The sequence below is a fragment of the Solibacillus daqui genome (assembly GCF_028747805.1).
Lineage (GTDB): Bacteria > Bacillota > Bacilli > Bacillales_A > Planococcaceae > Solibacillus > Solibacillus daqui.
In genome coordinates this window covers 117,501-141,143 of sequence record NZ_CP114887.1, presented here as the reverse complement: position 1 = coordinate 141,143, position 23,643 = coordinate 117,501, and the positions used below count along the sequence as shown (strand labels likewise).

The following is a 23,643-nucleotide window of genomic DNA, read 5'->3' as shown; positions in this document are numbered from 1 at the left end:
AATTATTATGTAAAAATCACTAAACAACAGGAAACATTACAGTTTTAGTATACAATAATCATGTATCCAATGCACTGTAATAGCATCATTATTAACTCTTTTATACTTAAATTCTCAAAAAAGTACATTTTAATACAGTATTATAGAATAAGAAAACGAGGTGCGAACTAAAATGAAATATGTAAAAGGCCGAATGGATGAAAGTATTTTAGTTTGTGTGTATTACGGTCAAAATGGTGAACGATTAATTCGCCGTGGACACAAGCTTGCTACTTTACTCGATTGCCCATTATATGTTTTAACGGTTGATTCAAAGCCACTTGACGCATTTGATGCTGAAAAATCTGGCTATATTGAGCAGTGGAAACAATTAGCTGAAGAATTAGAAATTGAAAAAATCATTATTAAAGACAATGAAAAACGCCCTATTCACAAAGTTATTACAGAAATGGCTATTGACTTCAATATTACACAAATTATCGTTGGGCAAAGTGCTCAAAGTCGTTGGGAGGAAATTACGAAAGGTTCCTTCTTAAATGTATTATTAAAAGAAATCCCATTCGTAGACTTCCACATCGTTTCAGTAAAGCGCCCATCTGAAGACGAGTTGATCGACATTTACGAAAAAGGTGTGCGTGCTTACTTGGTCGAAGAAAACCAGCAGTATAAAGTAGCGTTCACTTGCCCAAAATTTGTATCGCTTGAAGGGATTTTCTTTAAAGAGATTGGCACTGATTTTGATAATGGGATATTTAAATTTAACTATAACGGAAAACTTCATGAGGTAGATATTACAGAGGGATTTGTAAATCATATTGATATTATCCCAAAAGAATGTTTTCTATCAAAAGAATAGTAGTGAAAGCTGTTTCCACATTATTGGAACAGCTTTTTTTCAAATACACTCAAAAAAAGAACACTGAAATCAATCCATTTTTTGTTAGTAAATTTACTCAATGTTAGGTTGATTAATAAAAAAGGGTGGTTGATATTATTATCTTTCAACCTCCCTTTTCCGCCGGGGACATTGACCAATATGTGATGGTCACTTAGGTTTTGCGCACGACGCGGCGCTCTTAATCTAAGTTCATCTATTCAGCCAGTTTGAACCCCCTCTGAATCAAGTTAAGTTGATGCATTATCCTTTGGTAATAAAAATGCCACAAACAATAGTAATGTTAAAAACGACACGGCGATCATCGTAAAGCGAATACCCATCATATCCATGACTATTCCAATGACAACTGAGCCAATCGCCCCCATACCAAACGCCACACCAACGGTTAATCCAGCCATCGTTCCAATCTTGGATGGGACAAGCTCCTGCGCATAAACAACTGTCACAGTAAAGCTAATCATAATAAGCATTCCAATAATAATGAGCAATACTAAGGCAACATAAAGCGGAACAAACGGTAATGCTAAACAAAATGGAATCGGCACAATTACCGATAATAAAATAATATTTTTACGTCCATATTTATCCGACAATGGTCCTCCAAAAAACGTTCCAACAACACCTAGCGCCATAAAAATGAAAATAAATAACTGACCTCGTTCTACCGATATCCCATACTGATCAATTAAATAAAATACATAGAAACTCGTCATATTCGTAACATAAAATGAACGCGCAAAAATAATAAATAACAGCACAACAAGCGCAAAGCCCACTTGTTTTTTTGTTAATGGAGGGAGTGATGAAACAAGCACTCTTTTGACTTTCGACAATTTTTCTGCCTCTAGTTGGCGCTTATACCAAGCGGAAATTTTCGTTAATAAAAAAATCCCTATCGATGTTAGTACTAATACCATCGCTGCACCCTTCATACCAAAGGGTAAAATAACAAATGCACTTAGTAATGGAGCGAGCGCTTGTCCTGAATTGCCCCCCACTTGATAAATAGACTGTGCTAAACCACGCTTATTCCCTGCTGCCATAAATGATACACGTGAGCCTTCTGGGTGAAACACCGCTGAGCCAAGCCCTAAAAATAATACCGACACTAAAATCATCCAATATTGCGTAGATAAAACGAGTAAAGACAACCCAATAAACGAGCTCACCATCCCAAGTGGTAATGCATACGGAAATGGGCGTTTATCTGTCATAAACCCAACTGCAGGCTGTAGTAAACTTGCAAACATATTTAACACAAACGAAATCATCCCAAGCTGTGTGAACGTTAGCCCTAAATCACGCTCAAGTAACGGAAACATCGCAGGAATAACAGCTTGCATCGTATCATTAATTAAGTGACAAACGCCAATTGCGACCATAATTGGATAGATTGGATTCGATTGTTTCACGGTTGTTGTCGACATATTTTCACATTCTTTCTCTTTGATAAATCGCATAATTCCATTATTTTTTGTCCATGCTACCGATTATAAGGAGTGATGTCAATGGAATTAAATTTATGGGAAATGCTAATTCGTTCAAGTTTTGCGTTTTTTGCAATACTCCTACTCGCACGCATTATTGGAAAAAAACAATTAAGCCAACTTACGTTCTTCCATTATGTTACTGGTATAACATTCGGCTCGATTGCCGCTGAAATATCTGCACAAGTAGAAACACCTTTTTTAGACGGTCTTGTTGCACTCATCTGGTGGACAGTGTTAACCATATCGGTGAGTTTCGTATCATTAAAATCCAAAAAGGCCCGTGTATTATTTGATGACAAACCGATGATTGTCATTCAAAATGGCATCATCTTAAATGATCATCTCAAAAAAGCGCGCCTTCATACCGATGAACTAGCAATGCTATTACGTGAACAAAGTATTTTTTCTTTCGACGAAGTACTGCACGCTGTTTTTGAAACCAATGGAAATTTAAGCGTCATGAAGAAGCCACTTGCTCGTACCGCTACAAAAGAAGACGTACATGTATCCGCTCCAGCTCCACAATATTTACCAACTGAACTTGTTTCCGATGGTCAAGTTATTTATGAAAACTTAGACAAGCTACAATTAACGGAAGAATGGCTCTTGAAAAAGTTATCAAAGAAAAACTTGCATGATGTTGAAGCAATATATTATGTACAAATTTTAGAAAATGGCTCGTTCTACATTAGCCTGAAAAACGCTAGTCCACCTTCATAATATCGATTGGTGTTACAATACCAATCAGTTTTTGGTGTGGACGCCCATGCTCGGTGATGAGTAATGCTTCAAAACGACGTCCACGCTCGACACCAAGTTTAAAAATTTCCTCTGCCTCATAAATCGTCAGAAAGCGACTAATAAATTGATAATTTTTTTTGTTTTTTTCATGTTGTAAAATGTCTTTTACTATTGGCATGTGATTTGGTACCTGCAATTTTGCCCCTGTTATGGTCGTGGCGAGCCAGTTTGTAATTCCAACCGTTGTCACAAGCCCTTGAAACCGCTTGCGTTCATCATAAACGGGGAATTGTGTATACTTTTTCTTACGAATTACCTTTAATGCATGTTGTAAGGAATCCGTCGTTTGAAGTGTATACACGCGCTTACGATACAGTTGTCCAACGAGCTTTGGTTTAGCGATTGCTTCATCAATATGCTCAATTTTTTCAACAATTTCGGTATGTGGCTCTGCAATTACATATTCCATCGATGTACGGTTATGCACAATTGCATTGCGTAAATCGGCAAATGAACGCAGGTCGTCCTCATATTTACGTACAAGTGGGCTCTTGTTTTTCGCTTGGTCAATTAACCTATAAAAGGCCATAAAACCCTTTGCATCAACAATGTCACGCATTGTGTGGTCAATGCGATTAAATGCCGTTAAAAAACGGTCCGAATTTTTCACAATAACCCATCCTGGTAAAATACACCTAAAAGATATTATATTCCTAATTTTGAGAAAAGTTAATGTTTAAAAATATGCCATAAGAAAAAGTACAATTTTCCTCCAAGAAGAAAATTGTACTTTTTAATTTATTTCAAATAAAAATTGGGTACAGCCTTCGCTCCTACAACTTACAATCTCACGTTGCCACTATTGCGCTTACTCATTGCTATACCAAATATAATCGCTACTAACATCAATACCATTACAAGTCCAAACGTCCACCAATAGTTTTTCATGAGCACGCTATCGGTCAATAATGCCATTCCGTAATTCGAGAGCTTCCATGGTGACACTTTCCAAAAGCTACCGATTAACGAATCCATGAATAAGCCCAATGGTACTAATACTATCGTAATCGTTGCCGCCACGGCTGTTTGAAACGCAGCACTCATTGCAACGATAAGTGCCATAACCAATAATAACCACACACAATACGTACCAACCATTGCAAAAAACTTACCCCAGTCAACTGTACCGTATAGTAGTACCGTGTAATACATACTCCCCGTATAGCCAGCAATAGCACTCACTACCGCAATAATACTTGCGACAATCCATTTACTAAAAAACAGTGCGCTAAACGAAATCGGTCGTACATATAATAATGTCGCCGTACCATTTTGTCGCTCACGGCTAAACGTTCCAATATACGCCGCAATCAAAATGATTATTCCAATTGACTGAAATTGCCCGGTAGAAGCCGCCAATAAATCTACTGGCCTAAGTTCTGGGAGTATCATTTCAAATCCTTCAGGCATATTGCCAACTGCTTGCAAAATATCATCCAAGAAATAATTTATTAGTGGGTCACTTACCCCTAACAGTAAAAAGACAAGCGGAATCCATATCAGCTTGAAGCTACGCCAGCTATCACGCCATTCTTTTAACAAGAACGTGCTAAATTGTTGCATGTTCACCCGCCACCTTCATAAAGATTTCCTCCAAGCTTGCCGTTTGACGCTCCACTTTCACTATTTCAAATGTCGAATTTGCTAAACGCTGCAGAAGCTCTTGCATTGTTGGTTGGGCATCGATAATTTCAACATAGGCATAGCAACCTTCACTAGTTGTAGGGAGCGTGGATAGCTGTGCAAATTGCAGTGCCTGCTGCTCATTTGCAAACGTCACCTTAAAGCGTGGCTGTTCAAACTTTGCCTTCACTTCAACTAACGAGCCTTGTTCTACTAAGCGCCCCTCACGTAAAAATAGTAGCTGATCAGTCATTTCCTCCGCATCATTTAAAATATGCGTCGAATATAAAATCGTCGTTTGCTGCTGCACCTCTTTTAATAAATTCATGACTTCACGACGGCCTACTGGATCAAGCGCCGACACAGGTTCATCAAGCAGTAATAACTTTGGCTCATGAATGAGTGCCTGTGCAATCCCTAAACGCTGCTTCATCCCACCTGAAAAAGTAACCGTCTTTTTGTGCATGGCATCCTCCAAGCCAACAAACGACAGCATTTTTTTGCACTTTTCCTTTACTGAACGCTTATCAACGCCACTTAAATTTGCAAACATTTCCATGTATTCAAGTGCTGTTAACCAAGAATAAAACTGTGGATACTGTGGCAAAAAACCGATAGCTGTACGTACATCCATTACACCTGGCATAAAAATTTTACCGCTTGTTGGCTTAAGTAACCCTGCGAGCATCGAAAGCGTTGTCGTTTTACCGGCACCATTTGGACCAATGAGTGCCGTTGCCTTATTTGGGGTTAACGTAAACGATACATTATCTACAACCTTTTTCGGGCCAAATTGCTTCGATAAATTTTGTACGTCTATCGTCATCATTGGCTTTTACGTCCAACGATAAAATATGCAATTGGTCCAAGTGTATTGACGAACAGTGAAATTAATATCCACATCCATTTCGGTCCGCGCGTATCATGAATACGGACAATATCAATAATGGCTACAATGGCCAAAATGAATTGTAAAACTAATAGTGGTGCAATTAACCCCCAAGGAATGTTCACTAACTCCTCCATTTTCTAACCTCCTATACGCAAATGATTTTGTAAATTTTTCACTAAACTTATAAACTGTGCATGCTCCTTTAGGCTCTCAAACATCGGGTTTTCTGCAACACTTTCATACAATGATTTTTTAATGGATTCATCATCACGTGGTGATTGGGCGTTTAAATTTACTTCACGCTTCACCCAATCTTCTAGCAAATAAAAGTACGCATCACCCGTTATACGAATAGGAAAATCCATATGAATACAGATTTTAACATAACGCTCTATACAGCGTAGCGACTCCTCTGTGCGATTTTGCATTGCAAAGCCACTTGCCGCACGCAAATAAAAGACAAGTGCCGTATTAACATTTAATTTTTCAATCTGAAACGTGTCCAGTATCACTTCCACACGCGTTACAATTTGTTCAAAATAAGCGGTGTTAGGCATTTCAAGCATCAACATTTCACTAGCATTACAGAGCATGCCTAGTAAGTACTGATACTGATTAACTTGATAAATTTCCTTTGCTTTTTCGGTTTGCCCAAGCATCGTTTGTGCAGTTGCTATAAGCTGTTCCGCGCCGAGTTGCACTTTCGCATCCTCACCAAGCAATGCCAATACTTTTTGCGGCTCTCCTTGTAAAATATAGCTTAATGCTTCAATTATCGTTGCTTCATTTACAAGCTTATAATCGCCGCTAAATTCTTTCACACGAATACAAAGGTTTTGAATTTTTTCCGTTGCCTCTTCTTTATTTTGCGCTAAATTGAAGTAATTCACATACAGCTGCGCCATTTTTAATAGAAATGGAAAACATGAATAATATTCTTCCACCAGTTCCTCAATTTGCATATCTACTTCTTCATACGGTAACTTGGTAAACTTCGCTGCCAAATCCGCATACGTTTTCATAATACGTTGCTCATTCATTTGTGGCTCGTAGCCCAATAAATCATCAATCGTCACATTAAAATACGCCGCAAGCTTAGGCAGTAACGAAATATCCGGATAACTTTGCCCCTTTTCCCACTTTGAAACGGCTGCCCTTGAAATTCCGACATAACGGGCGATATCTTCTTGCGTTACATTAAGCTGCTTACGTTTTTGCATAAATATTGCCGCAAATCGAAAATTGCTCATCATCCTTCACCTCTTTATCTTTATTATAAAAATAATCCCGCCAAATTTATAGCGAATATACGTTACGTTTTAAAGCTTTCGTCAACTAATGGTTACATTTTTATATGCGCGCACTATTGTACTTTATAGCGTCTTTTGGATTGCATTGGACTGCGTAAATTCGTGACCAAACGATTTAGTATGAAAGAAATGATAAAAAAAAGGAAGCCCATTTATCATTTGGGCTTCCTTAACATTTTATTGTTCAATTAAATGCTTAATTTCTTCATAGCTCGGCAACGCAGTTAATGCGCCTGCCTTTGTTGCAGCAAGGGCACCTAATTTATTTCCAAACGCCACACATTTCACTAAATCCTCTTTGATGGTTGGTAATCCATAGAAGTGGACGTAACGTAAAATACCCGCCATAAAGGCATCACCAGCGCCTGTTGTATCCACTGGTACGATACGCTCTACCGGGACATGAATAATTTCTCCGTTTAATACAGCATACGCACCATCGCCACCAACTGTAATTAAAATAATCGGCACTAATAGCTCGTCCAACTTCGCTAAACCTTCATCGATTGTAGTTGTTTCTGTTAAGAAGAATAGTTCTTCATCTGTCAGCTTTAAAATATCTGCATCGTCAAAAAATGCACCAATTGTTTCGCGGCAAATTTCTTCAGACTCCCATCGTAATGGTCGGATATTAGCATCAATCGCGATAATGGTCCCTTTTTCCTTCGCCATATCTACTGCTGCGCGCGTTGTTTTTAGCGCAGTGGCTTCAAACATTGTCCCTGAGCAAATATTAAATACCGAAGCTCGTTTGAATGCTTCTTCTTGTAATTGCTCTGGTGTTACTTGTAAATTCGGTGTCTCATCGACATAATCTTTAAATTCGCGCTCGCAATTTTCTGTTAAATGTACATACACACCACAGACACGTTTTGCGGGGTCAAATACCGCATAATCCATATTCACGCCTTCTTTAACAATCTCTTGACGACAAAATTCTGAAGTTTCGTCATCACCTGTAATCGTAATTAATGCAGAAGGGGCACCAATTCGACTAATTCCCGCCGCAACATTAATGGTTGCGCCACCTAAAAACTTCGTAAATGACGTATTTGTTTGGTCATTTGCAATATAATCAACGAACGCGTCTCCATAAATGAGAACGAATTCTTTGTCTATCTGACTCATGAGTTGTCTAACCTCCGACATTGTAGTTCTTTTTAATTTACCACAAATATGATATATCCATAAAACTTTAAACTATTCTGACAGTAACTCTTTTCGCGTATATGTCACATTTCTGTTATACTTTGTTCTTTAAGGAGAGGATTTATATGACAATTTCTATTCGACAAGCAACACCACAGGACGCAAAAATGGTTGCTCCTTTAATTTATGACGCTATTGGAGACATTGCAAATAATTTAACTGGTGAGCAGGAGTTATCGAAAGTTATTAATTCCCTAGAACAATTTGTTGTAGAAACAACGAATCGCCATAGCTATATAAATACATTTGTAGCCGTAAAAGATACCGATATTTTAGGAATCGTCGTTTTGTATAACGGACAGCAGGGCGTTGATCTCGATCGTCAATTAGAACAACAGCTTGCTGAAAAAAATATTCATGTTACATTAGATGTGGAAGCACACCCAGATGAATATTATATTGATACAATTTGCGTGGCACAGAATGCCCGTGGACAAGGTATCGGTACAAAATTGCTACATTTTGCCGAACAACATGCGAAAGAACTTGGCTATCAAAAATTATCGTTAAATGTAGAACTAGAAAAACTTGATGCACGCCGTCTTTACAAACGCATGGGCTTTGTAGTGACTGAGCCGTGGACAATTATTAATGAACCGTTTCATCATATGGTGAAGTCGCTCTAATAGAATAGGAAGAAACACGAATGAAACAAAGTTGGATTTATCCATTATTAATTATTATTGCCTCTAGTAGCTATGGGATTTTATCAACCATTGTCAAAGTGGCCATGCAGCACGGATTTACATCAGCTGAAGCGGTTACAAGCCAGTATTTATTTGGCTTCTTTTTAGCACTTATACTTTTTGTTACGACCCAACGTACATTACCAAAAGTATCAAAATCCGGTGCTTTTACCCTATTATTAGCGGGTTCCCTTACAGCTATTACTGGAACTGTATATGGACAAAGCTTGAATTATTTACCAGCTTCACTGGCAGTTGTCATGCTATTCCAATTTACGTGGATTGGGCTTTTCATGGACTGCATGATTAAAAAGCGTTTTCCAAGTCGTATTGAACTCATTTCCCTCGCCTTCTTATTTGCAGGTACGATTTTAGCGGCTGGTATTTTAGATGTGGACCTATCGCAAATCGCTTGGCAAGGTTGGGTCCTCGGATTAGTTGCTGCCTTTAGTTTTGCTGCCTTTTTACAAGTCAATTCTCGCCCTGTTGAAGGCGTTACAACAATTGGGCGCACCTTTATATTATCCATTATTTCACTTGTCATCATTTTGTTAATTTTATCACCTGAAATATTATGGAATGGACAATTATCAGCTGGGCTTTGGAAGTTTGGCTTAGCACTCGGATTATTCGGGATTATTTTCCCGATTTTATTATTTTCCATTGCTGCACCAAAAGTGGGCGGTGGTCTTGTATCGATTTTAAGTGCAATGGAGCTACCCGTAGCGATTATTGTATCTGTAATCGTCTTAAAGGAAAGTTTAACGATTGTGCAGATCAGCGGAATATTACTCGTGCTGATCGGCATGACATTGCCTTCATATTTTGCTGCAAAAAAACATACCATTTAAAAACAGAAAGCGAGCGGATTTTACATCTGCTCGCTCTTTTTATTTCAAATTGATATAATATTCTAACAATTGTAAAATTAAAGGGTAAGGCAAGAAGATTTATGCTTTGATTGGAGGCCATTAACAAATGTTTTTTCAAGATTTTCGCAATCAAGTAAATGAAAAAGAGGGCGTTCATTTTCCTTCCAATAGCTATCGTCAAATGGTGTTACAACCGGCTTATGACGAAGCGCGCAAACACTTTTTAAATTCGATGATCCAAATTCATATTGCCCATTTAAAAATGCTTGAAGAGCAAAATTTAGTAACCTCACAGCAAGCTCGGCAAATCGGGCAAGCAATTCATCAATTAGATTTGGACTATTATAAAACCCATGATTATAACCCGCAATTCGAGGACTTATTTTTCCGTATTGAAAATAAATTAATCGAGCTCGGTGGTGATATTTCTGGAAATTTACACATTGGGCGTAGCAGGAATGATATGGGGATCGCCATTTACCGCATGACACTGCGTAAAAAACTGCTTACGTTAATGCAAGAGCTACTCAATTTACGTAGTGCGCTCATTGCTTTTGCCGAAGAACATGTTGAAACGATTATGATTGGCTACACGCATACACAGCAAGCCCAGCCAACGACATTTGCACATTATTTAAAGGCAGTAATTGATCAATTAACACGGGATTATCAACGCATGCAATCTGCATATGAAACAATTAATCGCAGTAGTATGGGGGCTGCGGCATTAACAACAACAGGTTTCCCAATTAGTCGGGAACGGATGCAACAGCTTCTTGCTTTTGACGATTTAATTGAAAACGCATGGGATGCCGTGGCAGGTGCAGACTATATTGCTGAAGCAGCAAGTGTTGTCCAACTAGCAGCACTTAATTTAGGGCGCACCTCACAAGATTTTCTACTATGGGCTACGCAAGAATTCAATGCCTTTAAGCTCGCGAGTCCGTATGTACAGATCAGTTCCATTATGCCGCAAAAACGCAATCCTGTTTCCATCGAACATACACGCTCATTGTTATCCTCTGTCGTCGGAGATGCCGCAACCGTTTTACAAATGGTACATAACACGCCATTTGGAGATATTGTCGATACAGAGGACGACATGCAGCCTTACTTATGGCGTGCTATCGATAAATTAGTCGGCATTTATAAACTATTTGGTAGCTTGATTGTCACAATGGATGTTAACAAAGAAAGCCTGCTACGCCGTGCACAAAATAGCTTTGCCAATGTCACTGAGCTTGCCGATACACTCGTACGCTCGGAAAATATTTCTTTCCGCCAATCGCATAAAATCGTCAGTCTTTGTGTGCGTGAATTACTTGCACATCATAAGGAATCACTGAGCTCATTAACATGGCAATTAGCAAATGAAAAATGCCTCCAAGTAACAGGAAAATCATTACAAATTAACGAAATCGCCTTTTATCAGACTCTCCAGCCGGAATATTTCGTTCATATTCGTACATTAAAAGGTGGACCTGCGCCGGCTACGATGCGTGAATCATTAGTCCAGGCAACGGATGCCACCGTTAATCTTGAAAACTGGTTGCGTGAGAAAACAGGAAATATTATCCGAGCCGAAGAACAACTTGATCAAATTTTAAAGGAGTGGGTGCAGCATGACTAATCATTACATACTTGCAGTAGATGGTGGTGCAACAAATACGGTAATGACCATTCGTACAACAGATGGACGAGAGCTTTTTAGTGCCACATCCACAAGCTCGAATTATCAAGCAGTTGGCATAGAACATGTACAGCATGTCTTTACAGGACTTTTACGAAGTGCCGCCGCGCATTTGCCAAGCCTGCATATTGATGTCGCAGTATTTGCTATTGCTGGAGTGGATACCCTACAAGATGAAAAAATCGTTGGGGACATTATTCAGCAAAGTATTGCGCGTAGCCCATTTACATTTGGTCATATCATTTTAGAAAATGATGCTGAGGCAACAACTAAAGGGCTTGGAAAAAATAATGTAAGTCTTTTAATTTCGGGAACAGGTGCTATTTGTTACAGCCTAATTGATGATAAAATGAGCCGTACAGGAGGCTGGGGACATCGGATTGGCGATGAAGGGAGTGGCTATTGGATTGGTAAACAAATTGCCAAAGCAATCTTCCGTGCCGCAGATGGACGCAACGAGACGACAGCATTAACAAAACTCATTTTACAAGGTCATCAAGTGAATTCAACAGATGAATTGTATAATTACATTTATTCATCGGACTATACGAACAGCCGATTAGCTCATTTTGGTTCATTTTTACAGAAGGCCGTTGAGCAACAGGATACCGTTGCACAAAAAATTGCACAGGATGCTGTTCAGGAGCTTATACAACTTATCATCACTTCGTTAAAAAATGTCGGCTATCAAAACGAAGCTCATACATTATTTTTTAATGGAGGCGTACTAAAACATAATCCGTTTATCTTAGAAGCTGTCACACAAACCATTCAGCAAATCTATCCTGCAATGAAGATCGAGCTTTGTGCAGATAAGCCGCTAGAAGCCATCTTTCAGCGTGGTTTACATGCTTTCGAGCATATTCAATTCAACTAAAATAAAGGCTTGTTTACACATCATTGCCATGCGCAAACAAGCCTTTACCCTTATTTTTTATCAATGACAACATGCGTTAATGAATCTTCCGCTACATCGATATCAAATGCCTTACCAAATCCCACTACATAACGTCCATTAATGGGAGCTAATTCAAATAGGCTAAAGTCTAATGTACGCAATAATTTCATCATATTAGCATTGTGTACTTCATTAAATTTCTCAAATATTTCTTCATGACCTTCATTACCTAAAAGAGTTGGTTTACATTGCCAACGCGCACGCTCAGTTGCAAAGTGATTTTGTGTTACACTTTCATCTGCTACAAATAATACATCAGCGAATTGTGCACGTTCTAATAACGCATAATGCTCGGCAATTTTACTAATGTATATATAGAATTTTCCATCTAATTGTACAAAGGCAGCAGTACTACTAAAAGGATTTCCTTCTTCGTCTATCAAGCTAAGCATTAGACTTTTTTTATTTTCTTTAAACGTTTTATAATTTACACGAATTTCTTCGATATCAATCGGTTTTTGCATTCGAATTCTCCTAACTTTTTACCGTATTTTTTAATTGAATGCGTGGCGCTGGGTCCCAATTTACTTGCTGAATTTCAGCCTCCATTTTATAAATAGAACGAATCATTTGTTCTGTAATGACTTCTTGTGACGTCCCAATTTCAGCACGATGCCCCTCTTGCACAACAATAATTTTATCGCTATAGCTTGATGCCTGATTTAAATCATGAAGCACCATGACAACCGTTAACCCTGTATCACGATTCAATTCTCGCACTAATTCTAATACTTCGTGCTGGTGGGCAATATCTAAATAGGTTGTAGGCTCATCTAATAATAAAATCTCTGGTTTTTGCGCAAGAGCCATCGCAATCCACGCACGTTGTGATTCTCCACCAGATAAAGCAGCAATCGATTGATCACGATAATGAAGTAAATGCGTTTTTTCTAAAGCCCAATCGATAATTTCGTAATCATACTCGTCCAAACGTTCAAACCACTTTTTATGGGGATAACGACCATAGCTTACTAAATTGCGTACAGTAATATCACTCGGAGCTTGGTTTTTTTGACTTAAAATACAAAGCTTTTTTGCAATATCCTTCGACTTCAACTGCTTCATATTTTGGTTTTCTAACCAAATCGTCCCTTGATGATAAGGCTGCATTCGCGCAATCGCCTTTAAAATCGTGGATTTACCCGAACCATTCGGACCGATAATGGAAACTACTTCGCCCTTTTTTACATCAAATGAAAAATTATGGACAACTTCCCTTTGCTCATAACGAACTGCTAACTGTTCAATTTTCAGCATTAAAACGCCCTCTTTCTCATTAAGTATAAAAAGTACGGAGCCCCTATAACCGCCATTAAAATACCCGCAGGAATATCGAGTGGCGCAAATAATGTACGCCCCCCTGTATCAGCAATTAATAGGACAATGGCCCCTAATGCCATGCTCATCGGCAGCATGTATTTATAATCCGAGCCTACTAGCATACGCGCCATATGTGGAACAATTAAACCAACAAAGCCAACCATTCCAATTGCCGCTACTGAAATGGCCGCTAAAAATACAGCTAAAATCGATAGCACAATGCGAATACGTGTTACATTTTCACCTAAATTAACTGCCACCTGGTCGCCAAGACGAATAATGTTTGCCTTTCGAATAGTAAAAATCGATAAGACCCACCCGATAATTGCATAAATGTAAATCATATTTAATGCCGAATGTCCCTTTGCAGCCAAGCTTCCATTCATCCACTGAACCGCTGAGGGTAATCGGTCACTATATAAAATTGATAAAAAGCCGATTATCCCACCACATAGTGCGTTCACCGCCACACCCGATAAAATAATCGTAATCGGAGTAATGCCCGTTTTACGCCATGCGAGTGCATATACAACCCCTGCTGCTAATAATCCACCAATAAAAGCCGCAATCGGAATAAGATGTGTCCATTCTGGATTCACCAAAATAATAAATAATACAAAGGCAGCCGCGCCACTCGTAACGCCAGTAAGTCCCGGATCTGCTAACGGATTCCCCATTACACCTTGCAGTAATGCACCTGAAATAGCAATATTTGCACCAATAATTAATGCTAATAGTACACGTGGTAACCGAATATCCCATACAATTGTTGTAAAAACACCATCTACATTTCGTCCATTAAAAAGTGTTGTTAAAATATCCGGTACGGCAATTTTCACACTGCCGATACCAATGGCTACAACCCCTGCAACTATCGCGAAAACGAATGCGATGCTTACAATCATTTTATTTCTCTTTGTTGAAATCATTGTTACTTCCCCTACACTACTTAAAGAAATACTCTGAAATTGTCGTTAACGCTGTTTCGACATTGGCAATCGACGTTACACCAAACGTACTATAATCTAACATATGGATTTCATCATTTTTGTACGCAGATAATTGTGTCCAGGCACTATTTTGCTCAATTTCTTGCTTAAATTTATCTTTGTTTGCCCCGTGATCCCCTGATGCTAAAACAAAAATCATATCTGGATCCGCAACAACAACATCCTCTAAATTCATCGCTGAGTAAGTAGATTCTGCTTTTAATACCGTTTGCGCAATATTTTCTGCACCTAAGTTTTCAACTAAACTTCCTAAATACGATTTCTCATTCATCACCATAAATGAATCAGCTGTACCAATAACAAGCATGACAGATGGCAATTCCTTACCCTCTGCTTTTGTCTTTAATTCTTCTTCTTTGGCAACGATATTTTGCATTTTTTCATTCATTAAATCTTCTTTACCGAAGTAAGTTCCTAACACTTTAAAGCTTAACTTTAAGTCATCATACGAATCTGTTCGTAAGTACGATGCTTGTAGGTTCAAGCCTTCTAACGCTTTATCCAATGAATCCTTCAACGCTTCTGAACCAATAATTAAATCCGTTTGTAAACTCGAAATCACTTCTAAATCTGGTGCCATTGGTGAACCAATACGTGCAATCGAATCGTAATCAGCTGGGATTGGGTTCGTTGATGTTGGGACGCCAACGGGTTCAATATCTAATAAATGCAACATTTCTGTAATCGGAACAGATGTCGTTACAATATTTGCTGGGACTGTTTCAGGGAATGTTGCTAATGTTTCTTGGAAAGATGCTTCATCAACGCCATCATTAAAGCCTTGCTCTTGTTTTTCTGGCTCCGTTGTTGTTCCTTCAGACTGAGCATTAGCTTCAATCGGTTGTTGCTTTTGTGCTTCCTCATCTGAACAACCAAATAAAGCAACAGATAAAAATAACGCACCGAATCCTACTAATTTTTTCATATAATTTAACCTCCTTAATTGATAATGATTTTCAATTTCATATATTACCAACTATAAATGAGAATATCAATAGTTAATTGAGAATTAAAATTATATTTTTTCTGTTGTAAGTAAAAGTATTTGATCAATAGAAAAAAAAATAAGCCTAGTAAATGACTAAGCTTATACAAACATTATTCTTGATGATTTTTAGTAAATTTCGTTTCAACGAGTTGCTTTGCCTCAAGCTTCATCTCATCAGTTATGGATAAATATACTTTCCCTAATGCCGTTAAAATGACAAATGCATCATCTGTTAAACCAGCAAGTGGTAAAAAATCTGCTACTAAATCAAACGGTAAAATAAAATAACCTAACGCAGCAAGCACAATCATTTTATTCATCTTTGGCATTTCTGGGCTACGCAGTGTGACATACAATGTAGCAGCTGCCAGCATCGCTTTTTGTCCTAAGCCCCCACCAAAAAATTTAAATTTATTTAAAAACTTTTTATCAGAATAATGTTTCTCCTGACCTGCAATCATTTTATCAAAATTGTAATCCTGTTCCATAACCCTTCCTCCTTCAAGCATCTTCGCAAATTAAAGATACATTTTATTTACGTTTTCGCTTTGAGAAAGTTTCATTCGCTGAATTGCCCTTATGGAAAAAATTATTCCACATTTGCTGTAAAACTTGGGCATGATTCGTTACTTCATCGTAGTAAATAATAGAATTTTTCCGCAGTTTGGCATGACCAATTGGCACTTCGTATAAAGGGACTTTTCGCTTAATGGCCTCAACAAGCATATTCGTATCATAGCGAAAAGACTCGCCACTCACTTTTAATAGCCAAGACAAATGTTCTCTTGGAATATAGCGTAAGCCAGTCTGTGTATCTAATAAACGCTTATGAAAAAATAGCTCAAAAAGCATTGAACTCGCACGGTTGTGTATTTTACTAATAATTGGATAATCCGAACCTTTAAAATCACGAATACCTAATACGATACCGTCTGAAAAAATTTTTGTACTTGCTAAAATTTGTTCAACATCTAAAATAGAGTGCTGACCATGCGCCCCAACAGTTACGACCCCTTTTGCGTGCAAGGTTGATTTCACGATATAGTTCATACCTGTTTTTAATGCCTGACCTTTTCCAATGTTTCGCTCATGCGTTAAGACAATACAATCTTGCTTGAGCAATTGCTTAAAAATTTCATTATATTTCACATCACTACCATCATTAATGATAATAATCTTTTCGATTGCAAGCGTTTTTAATTTTTCTACAAAGTGTACAATGGTTGGTAATGGGTTCAACGCAGGAATTAACACAATTGTTTGCTCCATTTTGCATGCTCCTTTGAAATAGAAATATTTACTAAATTCTATCGACTATTTTAGCAAATTACAATGTCCAACTTTACTCTAGCTATTCGTTCAGAATGTCCCCCCATCAGAAATACTCCACTTTCTTCAGAACTTTCCGATAAAAAGGATACTTAACGAATATCGGAAGGAGTGACTACGTTTATGGTAGATCGCGACTTGCTCACAACACTTTGCAATAGGATTCCAGCAACACATCGTCCATTAACTGACGCTCTTCAAGGCTCTGCACGCTATACAATCTCAAAGCCAAGCCTGTCTTTAAAGAAAGCTAATATCGCCTTAAGCATTATCGTTCGCGATTTATATGCCAAAGATATGAAAAAGGATGGTACAAAAAACGAATTACGTACACTCTTGAATAACAAAAGCTTTACTGAAAAAATAAAACCACGTCGTATGTATTTGTTGATGAATTTAATTCAAAAAATGACCATAACGAACACCAATGAATTAATTAATACAAAAGTAGCCCAAATGGTGCTCGATTATTTAATTGATGTAACGGATTGGTATATCCAAAACTTATCAAAAGGCGAAAAATTAACGAAAGCCGCTCTGTTAGATGTAGAAAACCTCCCAACAACTAGCGATTATGAAACGCTTGATTTGGTAACACACAATTACGAGGATGCCGCTAAATGGTTTTTAATCGCCGCTCAAAAAGGGAATAACAGTGCCCAATACAATCTCGGTGTTTTGTATAATCACGGCAAGGGGGTTAAGCGGAATTATATAGAGGCAGCAAAATGGTATACGCTGGCGGCTGATCAACAGGATTCAAACGCTCAATATGCATTAGGCGTGTTGTATCAACTTGGCAATGGTGTCGAGCAGGATGAGCAAAAAGCGGCGGAACTGTATCTATTAGCAGCTACCGCTGGCAATCCAGACGCTCAATACAACCTTGGCTCATTATACAATCAAGGGAAAGGCGTCCCCCTAAACTTTAAAGAAGCGGCAAAGTGGTATGAACTCGCAATTGCTCAAGGCAATACGAGCGCGCTAAACAACCTTGGCTTTTTATACCACAATGGACAAGGGGTTACTCAAAATTACGCAAAATCTGCGGAATTATTTTTACAGGCGGCGAAGGCTGGTGATGCAAGTGCTCAATACAACCTTGGCTACTTGCATTCAAAAGGACAAGGTGTCACACAATCTTTTGAAGAAGCGGCTTACTGGTTTTTATCAGCAGCAATGCAACATCATACAAGCGCGCAATTCCAGCTTTCCCTTCTCTATAAAGCAGGACAAGGTATTGCTCAAAATGAAGAAGAAGCTATCAAATGGCTCACTCTTGCGGCCAATCATGGACATACAAACGCACAATATTCACTCGGGCTTATTTATAAACAGCAACATACGAAAGTAGCAAACGCTCAAGCGATTGAATGGTTTTTAAAAGCAGCTGCCAATGAACATGTTAGCGCAAATTTTGATTTAGGCATGCTCTATATTGAAACAGGCTATGATGAAACTGGTGTTAAGTGGTTAAAACGTGCGGCCATACAAAATCATGTACAAGCTCAGCTACAGCTTGGGTTTCTTGCTCTAGGCGATGAACAAAGCTTTCCAAATTACCAAGAAGCCTTTAAATGGTTCCGTGCGGCTACAACTCAAAATGATGCAGAGGCCGAATATCAGCTGGGCCTTTTATATGAAAAAGGGCTTGGCATACAAGTTAATTACGATGAAGCCCGTCATTGCTATCGTTTAGCCGCAGAGCAGGGGCATGTTAATGCACAATATCAACTCGGTAACATTTTCGATAAAGGACTTGGCACAAAACGAGATTTTAACGAGGCCTTTAAATGGATTACTCTTGCAGCTAAGAAAGAGCTAGGAAAAGCTCAATTCCAACTGGCTCAAATGTATGCAAACGGTGAAGGGACTGCTCAAGACTACCAAGAAGCAGCCAAGTGGTATCGACGCGCTGCACAACAAGGGCATATCAAAGCAAAATTCCAACTCGGCATGCTCTATAAAAAAGGGCTCGGTGTCGCACAAGATTATACCGAAGCAACAAGATGGTTAAAAGAAGCCATTGAACAAAATTTATAACCAAAAGGGAAGGTCCTTTTAAAATGGCCCTTCCCGCTAAACACCCTACTACCCAAATAAAAAAATGCCTTCCTAGCCCCATCCTGACTAGAAAGACATATTTTCATTTATTAAATACCCCTAAGTTTAACATTTATATAATGGGAGGCAATCCCATATCAAAGCCGCGTTCCAATTCGACTTTGATATTATAGTTGAGAGATGTTCGAAGTTTGTATCCATAAAAGTAAAATTTTTATGTGCTACACAGTAAACTTTTCTTCAATCTCTGCTTCGGCATAACAAAGATTTACTAGGCTACTATTCCCCAACAGTGCCCCAAAAATAAACTTTCACACATTAAAATTATTATTTTGCAATACCCTGTTTATGAAACGTTGATATAACCTTGCAAATTTTATACGAATTGCTCAGCCTCAGTAGATCCAGACATTGCAGTTGTTGAAGATGTACCACCTGAAATTGTTTGTGATACTTCGTCAAAGTAACCTGTACCCACTTCACGTTGGTGACGAGTTGCAGTGTAACCTTTAGACTCTGCGGCAAATTCAGCTTGTTGTAATTTAGAGTATGCAGCCATACCATTGTCTTTATAGTCATGCGCAAGCTCGAACATTGAGTAGTTTAAGCTGTGGAAACCAGCAAGCGTAATGAATTGGAACTTGTATCCTAACTTTCCTAATTCGCGTTGGTACTCAGCGATTTCTTCATCTGATAACTTAGCTTTCCAGTTAAATGAAGGCGAGCAGTTGTACGCTAACATTTTTCCTGGGAATTCAGCGTGGATTGCCGTTGCAAACTCACGAGCTTCTTCTAACGATGGGTGAGACGTCTCACACCAAATTAAATCTGCATATGGCGCATAAGCTAAACCACGAGCGATTGCTTGCTTAATGCCTGCATTTGTACGGTAGAAACCTTCTGGAGTACGTTCACCAGTGATGAATTCTGCATCACGTGGATCGATATCAGAAGTTACCATATCTGCAGCATCTGCATCCGTACGTGCGATTAACACTGTATCTACACCCATTACGTCAGCAGCTAAACGTGCAGCAATCAGGTTACGTACTGCATTTTGTGTAGGAAGCAATACTTTACCACCTAAGTGACCGCATTTTTTCTCAGAAGCTAATTGATCTTCTAAATGTACGCCTGAAGCGCCAGCCTCAATCATACCTTTTACTAATTCGAATACGTTTAACGGACCACCGAAGCCTGCTTCAGCATCAGCTACGATCGGCGCGAACCAGTCAAAACCATCTTCACGACCTTCTGAATGATCGATTTGATCAGCACGTTGTAGCGCTTGGTTAATACGCTTCACTACTGCTGGCACAGAGTTTGCTGGGTATAAAGATTGGTCTGGATACATTTGACCAGAAAGGTTTGCATCAGCTGCTACTTGCCACCCCGATAAGTAGATTGCTTGTAAACCTGCTTTTACTTGTTGAACTGCTTGATTACCAGTTAAAGCACCTAAAGCGTTGATAAATGGCTGTTCGTGTAATGAGTTCCAAAGACGTGCAGCACCACGTTTTGCTAACGTTTGCTCTTGAATGAACGATCCTTGTAATTTCACAACCTCTTCAGCTGAGTAACCACGCTCAATACCTTTCCAACGAGCGTTTTCTGCCCAATCCTTTTGTAAAGCTTCGATTCTTTCTTGACGAGTTGTCATATGAAATTTCCACCTTCCCCATTTGTGTATAAAAATTCTGCTAAAAAAACAATAAACTTACTGTTCCATAACAGACGTTCCTCGTGTAACATAATATATAACAGAAAATTTAATTTTTCATTATTTTCTGACAAAATAGGTTAATTTAAAGATAGGATGTTGTATTTGAAGGATGAATTTCTAAAAGTTGGATAATACAGAAGGGGTTGAATTAATTTGAATTTAAACAAAGTTGATGTGGAGAAGAGTGTTTTAGAACAGTATAAAGTTATTTTAGAAGATTGGATTCCAAGTGATGCCTCAATCGCAATTGCAGTGAATTATACATTCATTTACTTCCGTTCAGGTCACCATAACTTTTCATTATCAATTGGTTCACCTGTACCAGAAAACAGCATTGCCTTTAAAGTACTACATGAAAAGAAAAAAATTGATGCAGTTATGGATACTAGCTTATTCGATACGCCATACTATGCAATTGGCTATCCTATCACAATAGATAGCCAACTTGGTGCACTTGTTGTCGTGTTGCCTCCACTCTTTAAAATTGAAGCACCTAATCTATATCAATTTTTAACAGGGAAACAACACGAAGATTGGATCCCTGTACCAATTGAGCAAATTTCTTATATTGAAAGCCTCCAAAAACGTACATGGTTTTATTCAAATAAGCAGCAATATAAAACTGCCGTCACTTTAAAAGAGCTACAAACAAGGCTTCCAAGCACTTTTGTTCGTATCCATCGTTCTTATATTATTAATATTTTCTTTATAAAGAAAATCACACGCGATTTAACTTCAAACTTTATTGTTCATCTAAAAGATGGTACTGAGTTACCTATTAGTCAATCTTATATTAATGAGTTACGAGGTATTTTAAAGTTTTAATACTACAAATTTAGCCACAAAAAAACCACTGATTTCTCAGTGGTTTTCATTCGTGCGAAGCGACGTTCTACTCTCACAGGGGGAAACCCCCAACTACCATCGACGCTAAAGAGCTTAACTTCTGTGTTCGGTATGGGAACAGGTGTGACCTCTTTGCCATCATCACTTCACTTATTCAATTGAAAGATTGTTCTTTCAAAACTGGATAAACGTTTCATTGATATTCATAAACATGTGGTTAAGTCCTCGACCGATTAGTATTCGTCAGCTACATGTGTCGCCACACTTCCACCTCGAACCTATCTACCTGATCGTCTTTCAGGGGTCTTACTTACTTGCGTAATGGGAAATCTCATCTTGAGGGGGCTTCATGCTTAGATGCTTTCAGCACTTATCCCGTCCACACATAGCTACCCAGCGATGCCTTTGGCAAGACAACTGGTACACCAGCGGTGTGTCCATCCCGGTCCTCTCGTACTAAGGACAGCTCCTCTCAAATTTCCTACGCCCACGACGGATAGGGACCGAACTGTCTCACGACGTTCTGAACCCAGCTCGCGTACCGCTTTAATGGGCGAACAGCCCAACCCTTGGGACCGACTACAGCCCCAGGATGCGATGAGCCGACATCGAGGTGCCAAACCTCCCCGTCGATGTGGACTCTTGGGGGAGATAAGCCTGTTATCCCCGGGGTAGCTTTTATCCGTTGAGCGATGGCCCTTCCATGCGGAACCACCGGATCACTAAGCCCGTCTTTCGACCCTGCTCGACTTGTAGGTCTCGCAGTCAAGCTCCCTTATGCCTTTACACTCTACGAATGATTTCCAACCATTCTGAGGGAACCTTTGGGCGCCTCCGTTACCTTTTAGGAGGCGACCGCCCCAGTCAAACTGTCCGCCTGACACTGTCTCCTACCCCGCTAAGGGGCATGGGTTAGAAGTTCAATACAACCAGGGTAGTATCCCACCGACGCCTCCTTCGAAGCTGGCGCTCCGAGATCTCTGGCTCCTACCTATCCTGTACAAGTTGTACCAAAATTCAATATCAAGCTACAGTAAAGCTCCACGGGGTCTTTCCGTCCTGTCGCGGGTAACCTGCATCTTCACAGGTACTATAATTTCACCGAGTCTCTCGTTGAGACAGTGCCCAGATCGTTACGCCTTTCGTGCGGGTCGGAACTTACCCGACAAGGAATTTCGCTACCTTAGGACCGTTATAGTTACGGCCGCCGTTTACTGGGGCTTCAATTCGCAGCTTCGCTTGCGCTAACCACTCCTCTTAACCTTCCAGCACCGGGCAGGCGTCAGCCCCTATACGTCACCTTACGGTTTTGCAGAGACCTGTGTTTTTGCTAAACAGTCGCCTGGGCCTATTCACTGCGGCTCTCTCGGGCTATACACCCTACCAGAGCACCCCTTCTCCCGAAGTTACGGGGTCATTTTGCCGAGTTCCTTAACGAGAGTTCTCTCGCACACCTTAGGATTCTCTCCTCGACTACCTGTGTCGGTTTGCGGTACGGGTACCTCCCACCTCGATAGAGGCTTTTCTTGGCAGTGTGAGATCAGGAACTTCCTCCATACGGAGTCGTCATCACAGCTCAATGTTAAAGTACGCGGATTTGCCTACGCACACACCTTACTGCTTGAACAGAGACAACCAACGCTCTGCTTACCCTACCCTACTGCGTCCCCCCATTTCTCAAACGGTGGGGAGGTAGTACAGGAATATCAACCTGTTATCCATCGCCTACGCCTATCGGCCTCGGCTTAGGTCCCGACTAACCCTGAGCGGACGAGCCTTCCTCAGGAAACCTTAGTCATACGGTGCATGGGATTCTCACCCATGTTTCGCTACTCATACCGGCATTCTCACTTCTAAGCGCTCCACCAGTCCTTCCGGTCTGACTTCAACGCCCTTAGAACGCTCTCCTACCACGCATACCAACGGTATGCATC

Annotated in this window: 22 protein-coding genes and 2 rRNA genes (1 of these 24 cut by a window edge); 8 read left to right on the top strand and 16 right to left on the bottom strand. The window is 39.5% G+C overall.

Features of this window, described 5'->3' with window-relative positions; genetic code table 11:
- The first annotated feature begins 172 nt into the window (after window positions 1-172).
- Entirely contained in the window at window positions 173-856 is a 684-nt protein-coding gene (locus O7776_RS00720) for an adenine nucleotide alpha hydrolase family protein (protein WP_241370943.1), read from the top strand.
- Window positions 857-1,125: 269 nt separating this feature from the next.
- Here O7776_RS00720 and O7776_RS00715 read toward each other — a convergent pair whose 3' ends face one another.
- The gene (locus tag O7776_RS00715; RefSeq protein WP_274308769.1) at window positions 1,126-2,325 is read right to left on the bottom strand and encodes an MFS transporter; all 1,200 of its coding nucleotides are present in this window, start codon (window positions 2,323-2,325) and stop codon (window positions 1,126-1,128) included.
- An 81-nt stretch (window positions 2,326-2,406) separates the two neighbouring features.
- Here O7776_RS00715 and O7776_RS00710 point away from each other — a divergent pair, with 81 nt between their 5' ends.
- Window positions 2,407-3,108 carry a DUF421 domain-containing protein gene (locus tag O7776_RS00710; protein ID WP_274308768.1) on the top strand — a complete coding sequence of 234 codons (702 nt, stop codon included), beginning with the start codon at window positions 2,407-2,409 and terminating at the stop codon, window positions 3,106-3,108.
- Here the strand turns inward: O7776_RS00710 and O7776_RS00705 are convergent.
- The 6 genes from O7776_RS00705 to O7776_RS00680 all read right to left on the bottom strand — a co-directional run bounded on the left by O7776_RS00705 (window position 3,092) and on the right by O7776_RS00680 (window position 8,142).
- Window positions 3,092-3,799, bottom strand: coding sequence for a CBS domain-containing protein (locus O7776_RS00705; protein ID WP_274308767.1), 708 nt, complete (start codon window positions 3,797-3,799; stop codon window positions 3,092-3,094). The genes O7776_RS00710 and O7776_RS00705 overlap by 17 nt on opposite strands.
- Before the next feature lie 170 nt (window positions 3,800-3,969).
- Window positions 3,970-4,752, bottom strand: coding sequence for an ABC transporter permease (locus O7776_RS00700; RefSeq protein ID WP_274308766.1), 783 nt, complete (start codon window positions 4,750-4,752; stop codon window positions 3,970-3,972).
- Window positions 4,739-5,641, bottom strand: coding sequence for an ABC transporter ATP-binding protein (locus tag O7776_RS00695; RefSeq protein WP_274308765.1), 903 nt, complete (start codon window positions 5,639-5,641; stop codon window positions 4,739-4,741). Before O7776_RS00695 ends, O7776_RS00700 begins: the two co-directional genes overlap by 14 nt.
- Window positions 5,638-5,838, bottom strand: coding sequence for a PLD nuclease N-terminal domain-containing protein (locus tag O7776_RS00690; protein ID WP_274308764.1), 201 nt, complete (start codon window positions 5,836-5,838; stop codon window positions 5,638-5,640). The genes O7776_RS00695 and O7776_RS00690 overlap by 4 nt, the downstream gene beginning before the upstream one ends.
- Window positions 5,839-5,841: 3 nt before the next feature.
- On the bottom strand, window positions 5,842-6,954 hold the full coding sequence (locus O7776_RS00685) for a helix-turn-helix domain-containing protein (protein WP_274308763.1): 1,113 nt from the start codon (window positions 6,952-6,954) through the stop codon (window positions 5,842-5,844).
- Window positions 6,955-7,191: 237 nt separating this feature from the next.
- A complete protein-coding gene (locus O7776_RS00680; protein WP_274308762.1) occupies window positions 7,192-8,142 on the bottom strand; it encodes a carbohydrate kinase family protein in 951 nt (316 codons plus the stop codon).
- Between the two features lie 146 nt (window positions 8,143-8,288).
- On the opposite strand from O7776_RS00680, the gene O7776_RS00675 reads away from it, so the two are divergent.
- From O7776_RS00675 to O7776_RS00660, 4 genes are all read left to right on the top strand, one after another.
- Complete coding sequence (locus tag O7776_RS00675; protein WP_274308761.1) at window positions 8,289-8,849, top strand: GNAT family N-acetyltransferase; 561 nt, start codon at window positions 8,289-8,291, stop codon at window positions 8,847-8,849.
- Window positions 8,850-8,869: 20 nt separating this feature from the next.
- Window positions 8,870-9,760 carry an EamA family transporter gene (locus O7776_RS00670; protein WP_274308760.1) on the top strand — a complete coding sequence of 297 codons (891 nt, stop codon included), beginning with the start codon at window positions 8,870-8,872 and terminating at the stop codon, window positions 9,758-9,760.
- A gap of 127 nt (window positions 9,761-9,887) precedes the next feature.
- Window positions 9,888-11,411, top strand: coding sequence for an argininosuccinate lyase (gene argH, locus O7776_RS00665; RefSeq protein ID WP_274308759.1), 1,524 nt, complete (start codon window positions 9,888-9,890; stop codon window positions 11,409-11,411).
- Window positions 11,404-12,348, top strand: coding sequence for an N-acetylglucosamine kinase (locus O7776_RS00660; RefSeq protein ID WP_274308758.1), 945 nt, complete (start codon window positions 11,404-11,406; stop codon window positions 12,346-12,348). Before argH ends, O7776_RS00660 begins: the two co-directional genes overlap by 8 nt.
- Window positions 12,349-12,398: 50 nt before the next feature.
- Here the strand turns inward: O7776_RS00660 and O7776_RS00655 are convergent, their stop codons facing one another.
- The 6 genes from O7776_RS00655 to O7776_RS00630 form a co-directional block, all read right to left on the bottom strand.
- On the bottom strand, window positions 12,399-12,893 hold the full coding sequence (locus tag O7776_RS00655) for a HugZ family pyridoxamine 5'-phosphate oxidase (protein ID WP_274308757.1): 495 nt from the start codon (window positions 12,891-12,893) through the stop codon (window positions 12,399-12,401).
- Between the two features lie 10 nt (window positions 12,894-12,903).
- Window positions 12,904-13,686: an ABC transporter ATP-binding protein gene (locus tag O7776_RS00650; protein WP_274308756.1), complete on the bottom strand. Its 783-nt coding sequence runs from the start codon at window positions 13,684-13,686 to the stop codon at window positions 12,904-12,906.
- Complete coding sequence (locus O7776_RS00645) at window positions 13,686-14,678, bottom strand: FecCD family ABC transporter permease (protein WP_274308755.1); 993 nt, start codon at window positions 14,676-14,678, stop codon at window positions 13,686-13,688. The genes O7776_RS00650 and O7776_RS00645 overlap by 1 nt, the downstream gene beginning before the upstream one ends.
- A gap of 16 nt (window positions 14,679-14,694) precedes the next feature.
- Window positions 14,695-15,684, bottom strand: a complete 990-nt coding sequence (locus O7776_RS00640; protein WP_274308754.1) for an ABC transporter substrate-binding protein — start codon at window positions 15,682-15,684, stop codon at window positions 14,695-14,697.
- Between the two features lie 173 nt (window positions 15,685-15,857).
- Entirely contained in the window at window positions 15,858-16,235 is a 378-nt protein-coding gene (locus tag O7776_RS00635; protein ID WP_274308753.1) for a YkvA family protein, read from the bottom strand.
- 43 nt (window positions 16,236-16,278) lie between these two features.
- Window positions 16,279-17,016 carry a glycosyltransferase family 2 protein gene (locus O7776_RS00630; RefSeq protein ID WP_274308752.1) on the bottom strand — a complete coding sequence of 246 codons (738 nt, stop codon included), beginning with the start codon at window positions 17,014-17,016 and terminating at the stop codon, window positions 16,279-16,281.
- A 183-nt stretch (window positions 17,017-17,199) separates the two neighbouring features.
- On the opposite strand from O7776_RS00630, the gene O7776_RS00625 reads away from it, so the two are divergent.
- Window positions 17,200-19,119: an SEL1-like repeat protein gene (locus O7776_RS00625; RefSeq protein ID WP_274308751.1), complete on the top strand. Its 1,920-nt coding sequence runs from the start codon at window positions 17,200-17,202 to the stop codon at window positions 19,117-19,119.
- Window positions 19,120-19,516: 397 nt separating this feature from the next.
- Here the strand turns inward: O7776_RS00625 and aceA are convergent, their stop codons facing one another.
- The gene (gene aceA, locus O7776_RS00620; RefSeq protein ID WP_274308750.1) at window positions 19,517-20,800 is read right to left on the bottom strand and encodes an isocitrate lyase; all 1,284 of its coding nucleotides are present in this window, start codon (window positions 20,798-20,800) and stop codon (window positions 19,517-19,519) included.
- A 216-nt stretch (window positions 20,801-21,016) separates the two neighbouring features.
- Between aceA and O7776_RS00615 the strand changes: the two genes are divergently transcribed.
- The gene (locus O7776_RS00615) at window positions 21,017-21,688 is read left to right on the top strand and encodes a LytTR family DNA-binding domain-containing protein (RefSeq protein WP_274308749.1); all 672 of its coding nucleotides are present in this window, start codon (window positions 21,017-21,019) and stop codon (window positions 21,686-21,688) included.
- Window positions 21,689-21,742: 54 nt separating this feature from the next.
- Here O7776_RS00615 and rrf read toward each other — a convergent pair.
- Window positions 21,743-21,858: ribosomal RNA gene (rrf, locus tag O7776_RS00610) — 5S ribosomal RNA — on the bottom strand.
- Between the two features lie 64 nt (window positions 21,859-21,922).
- A 23S ribosomal RNA gene (locus O7776_RS00605) occupies window positions 21,923-23,643 on the bottom strand; it runs 1,207 nt beyond the window's last position.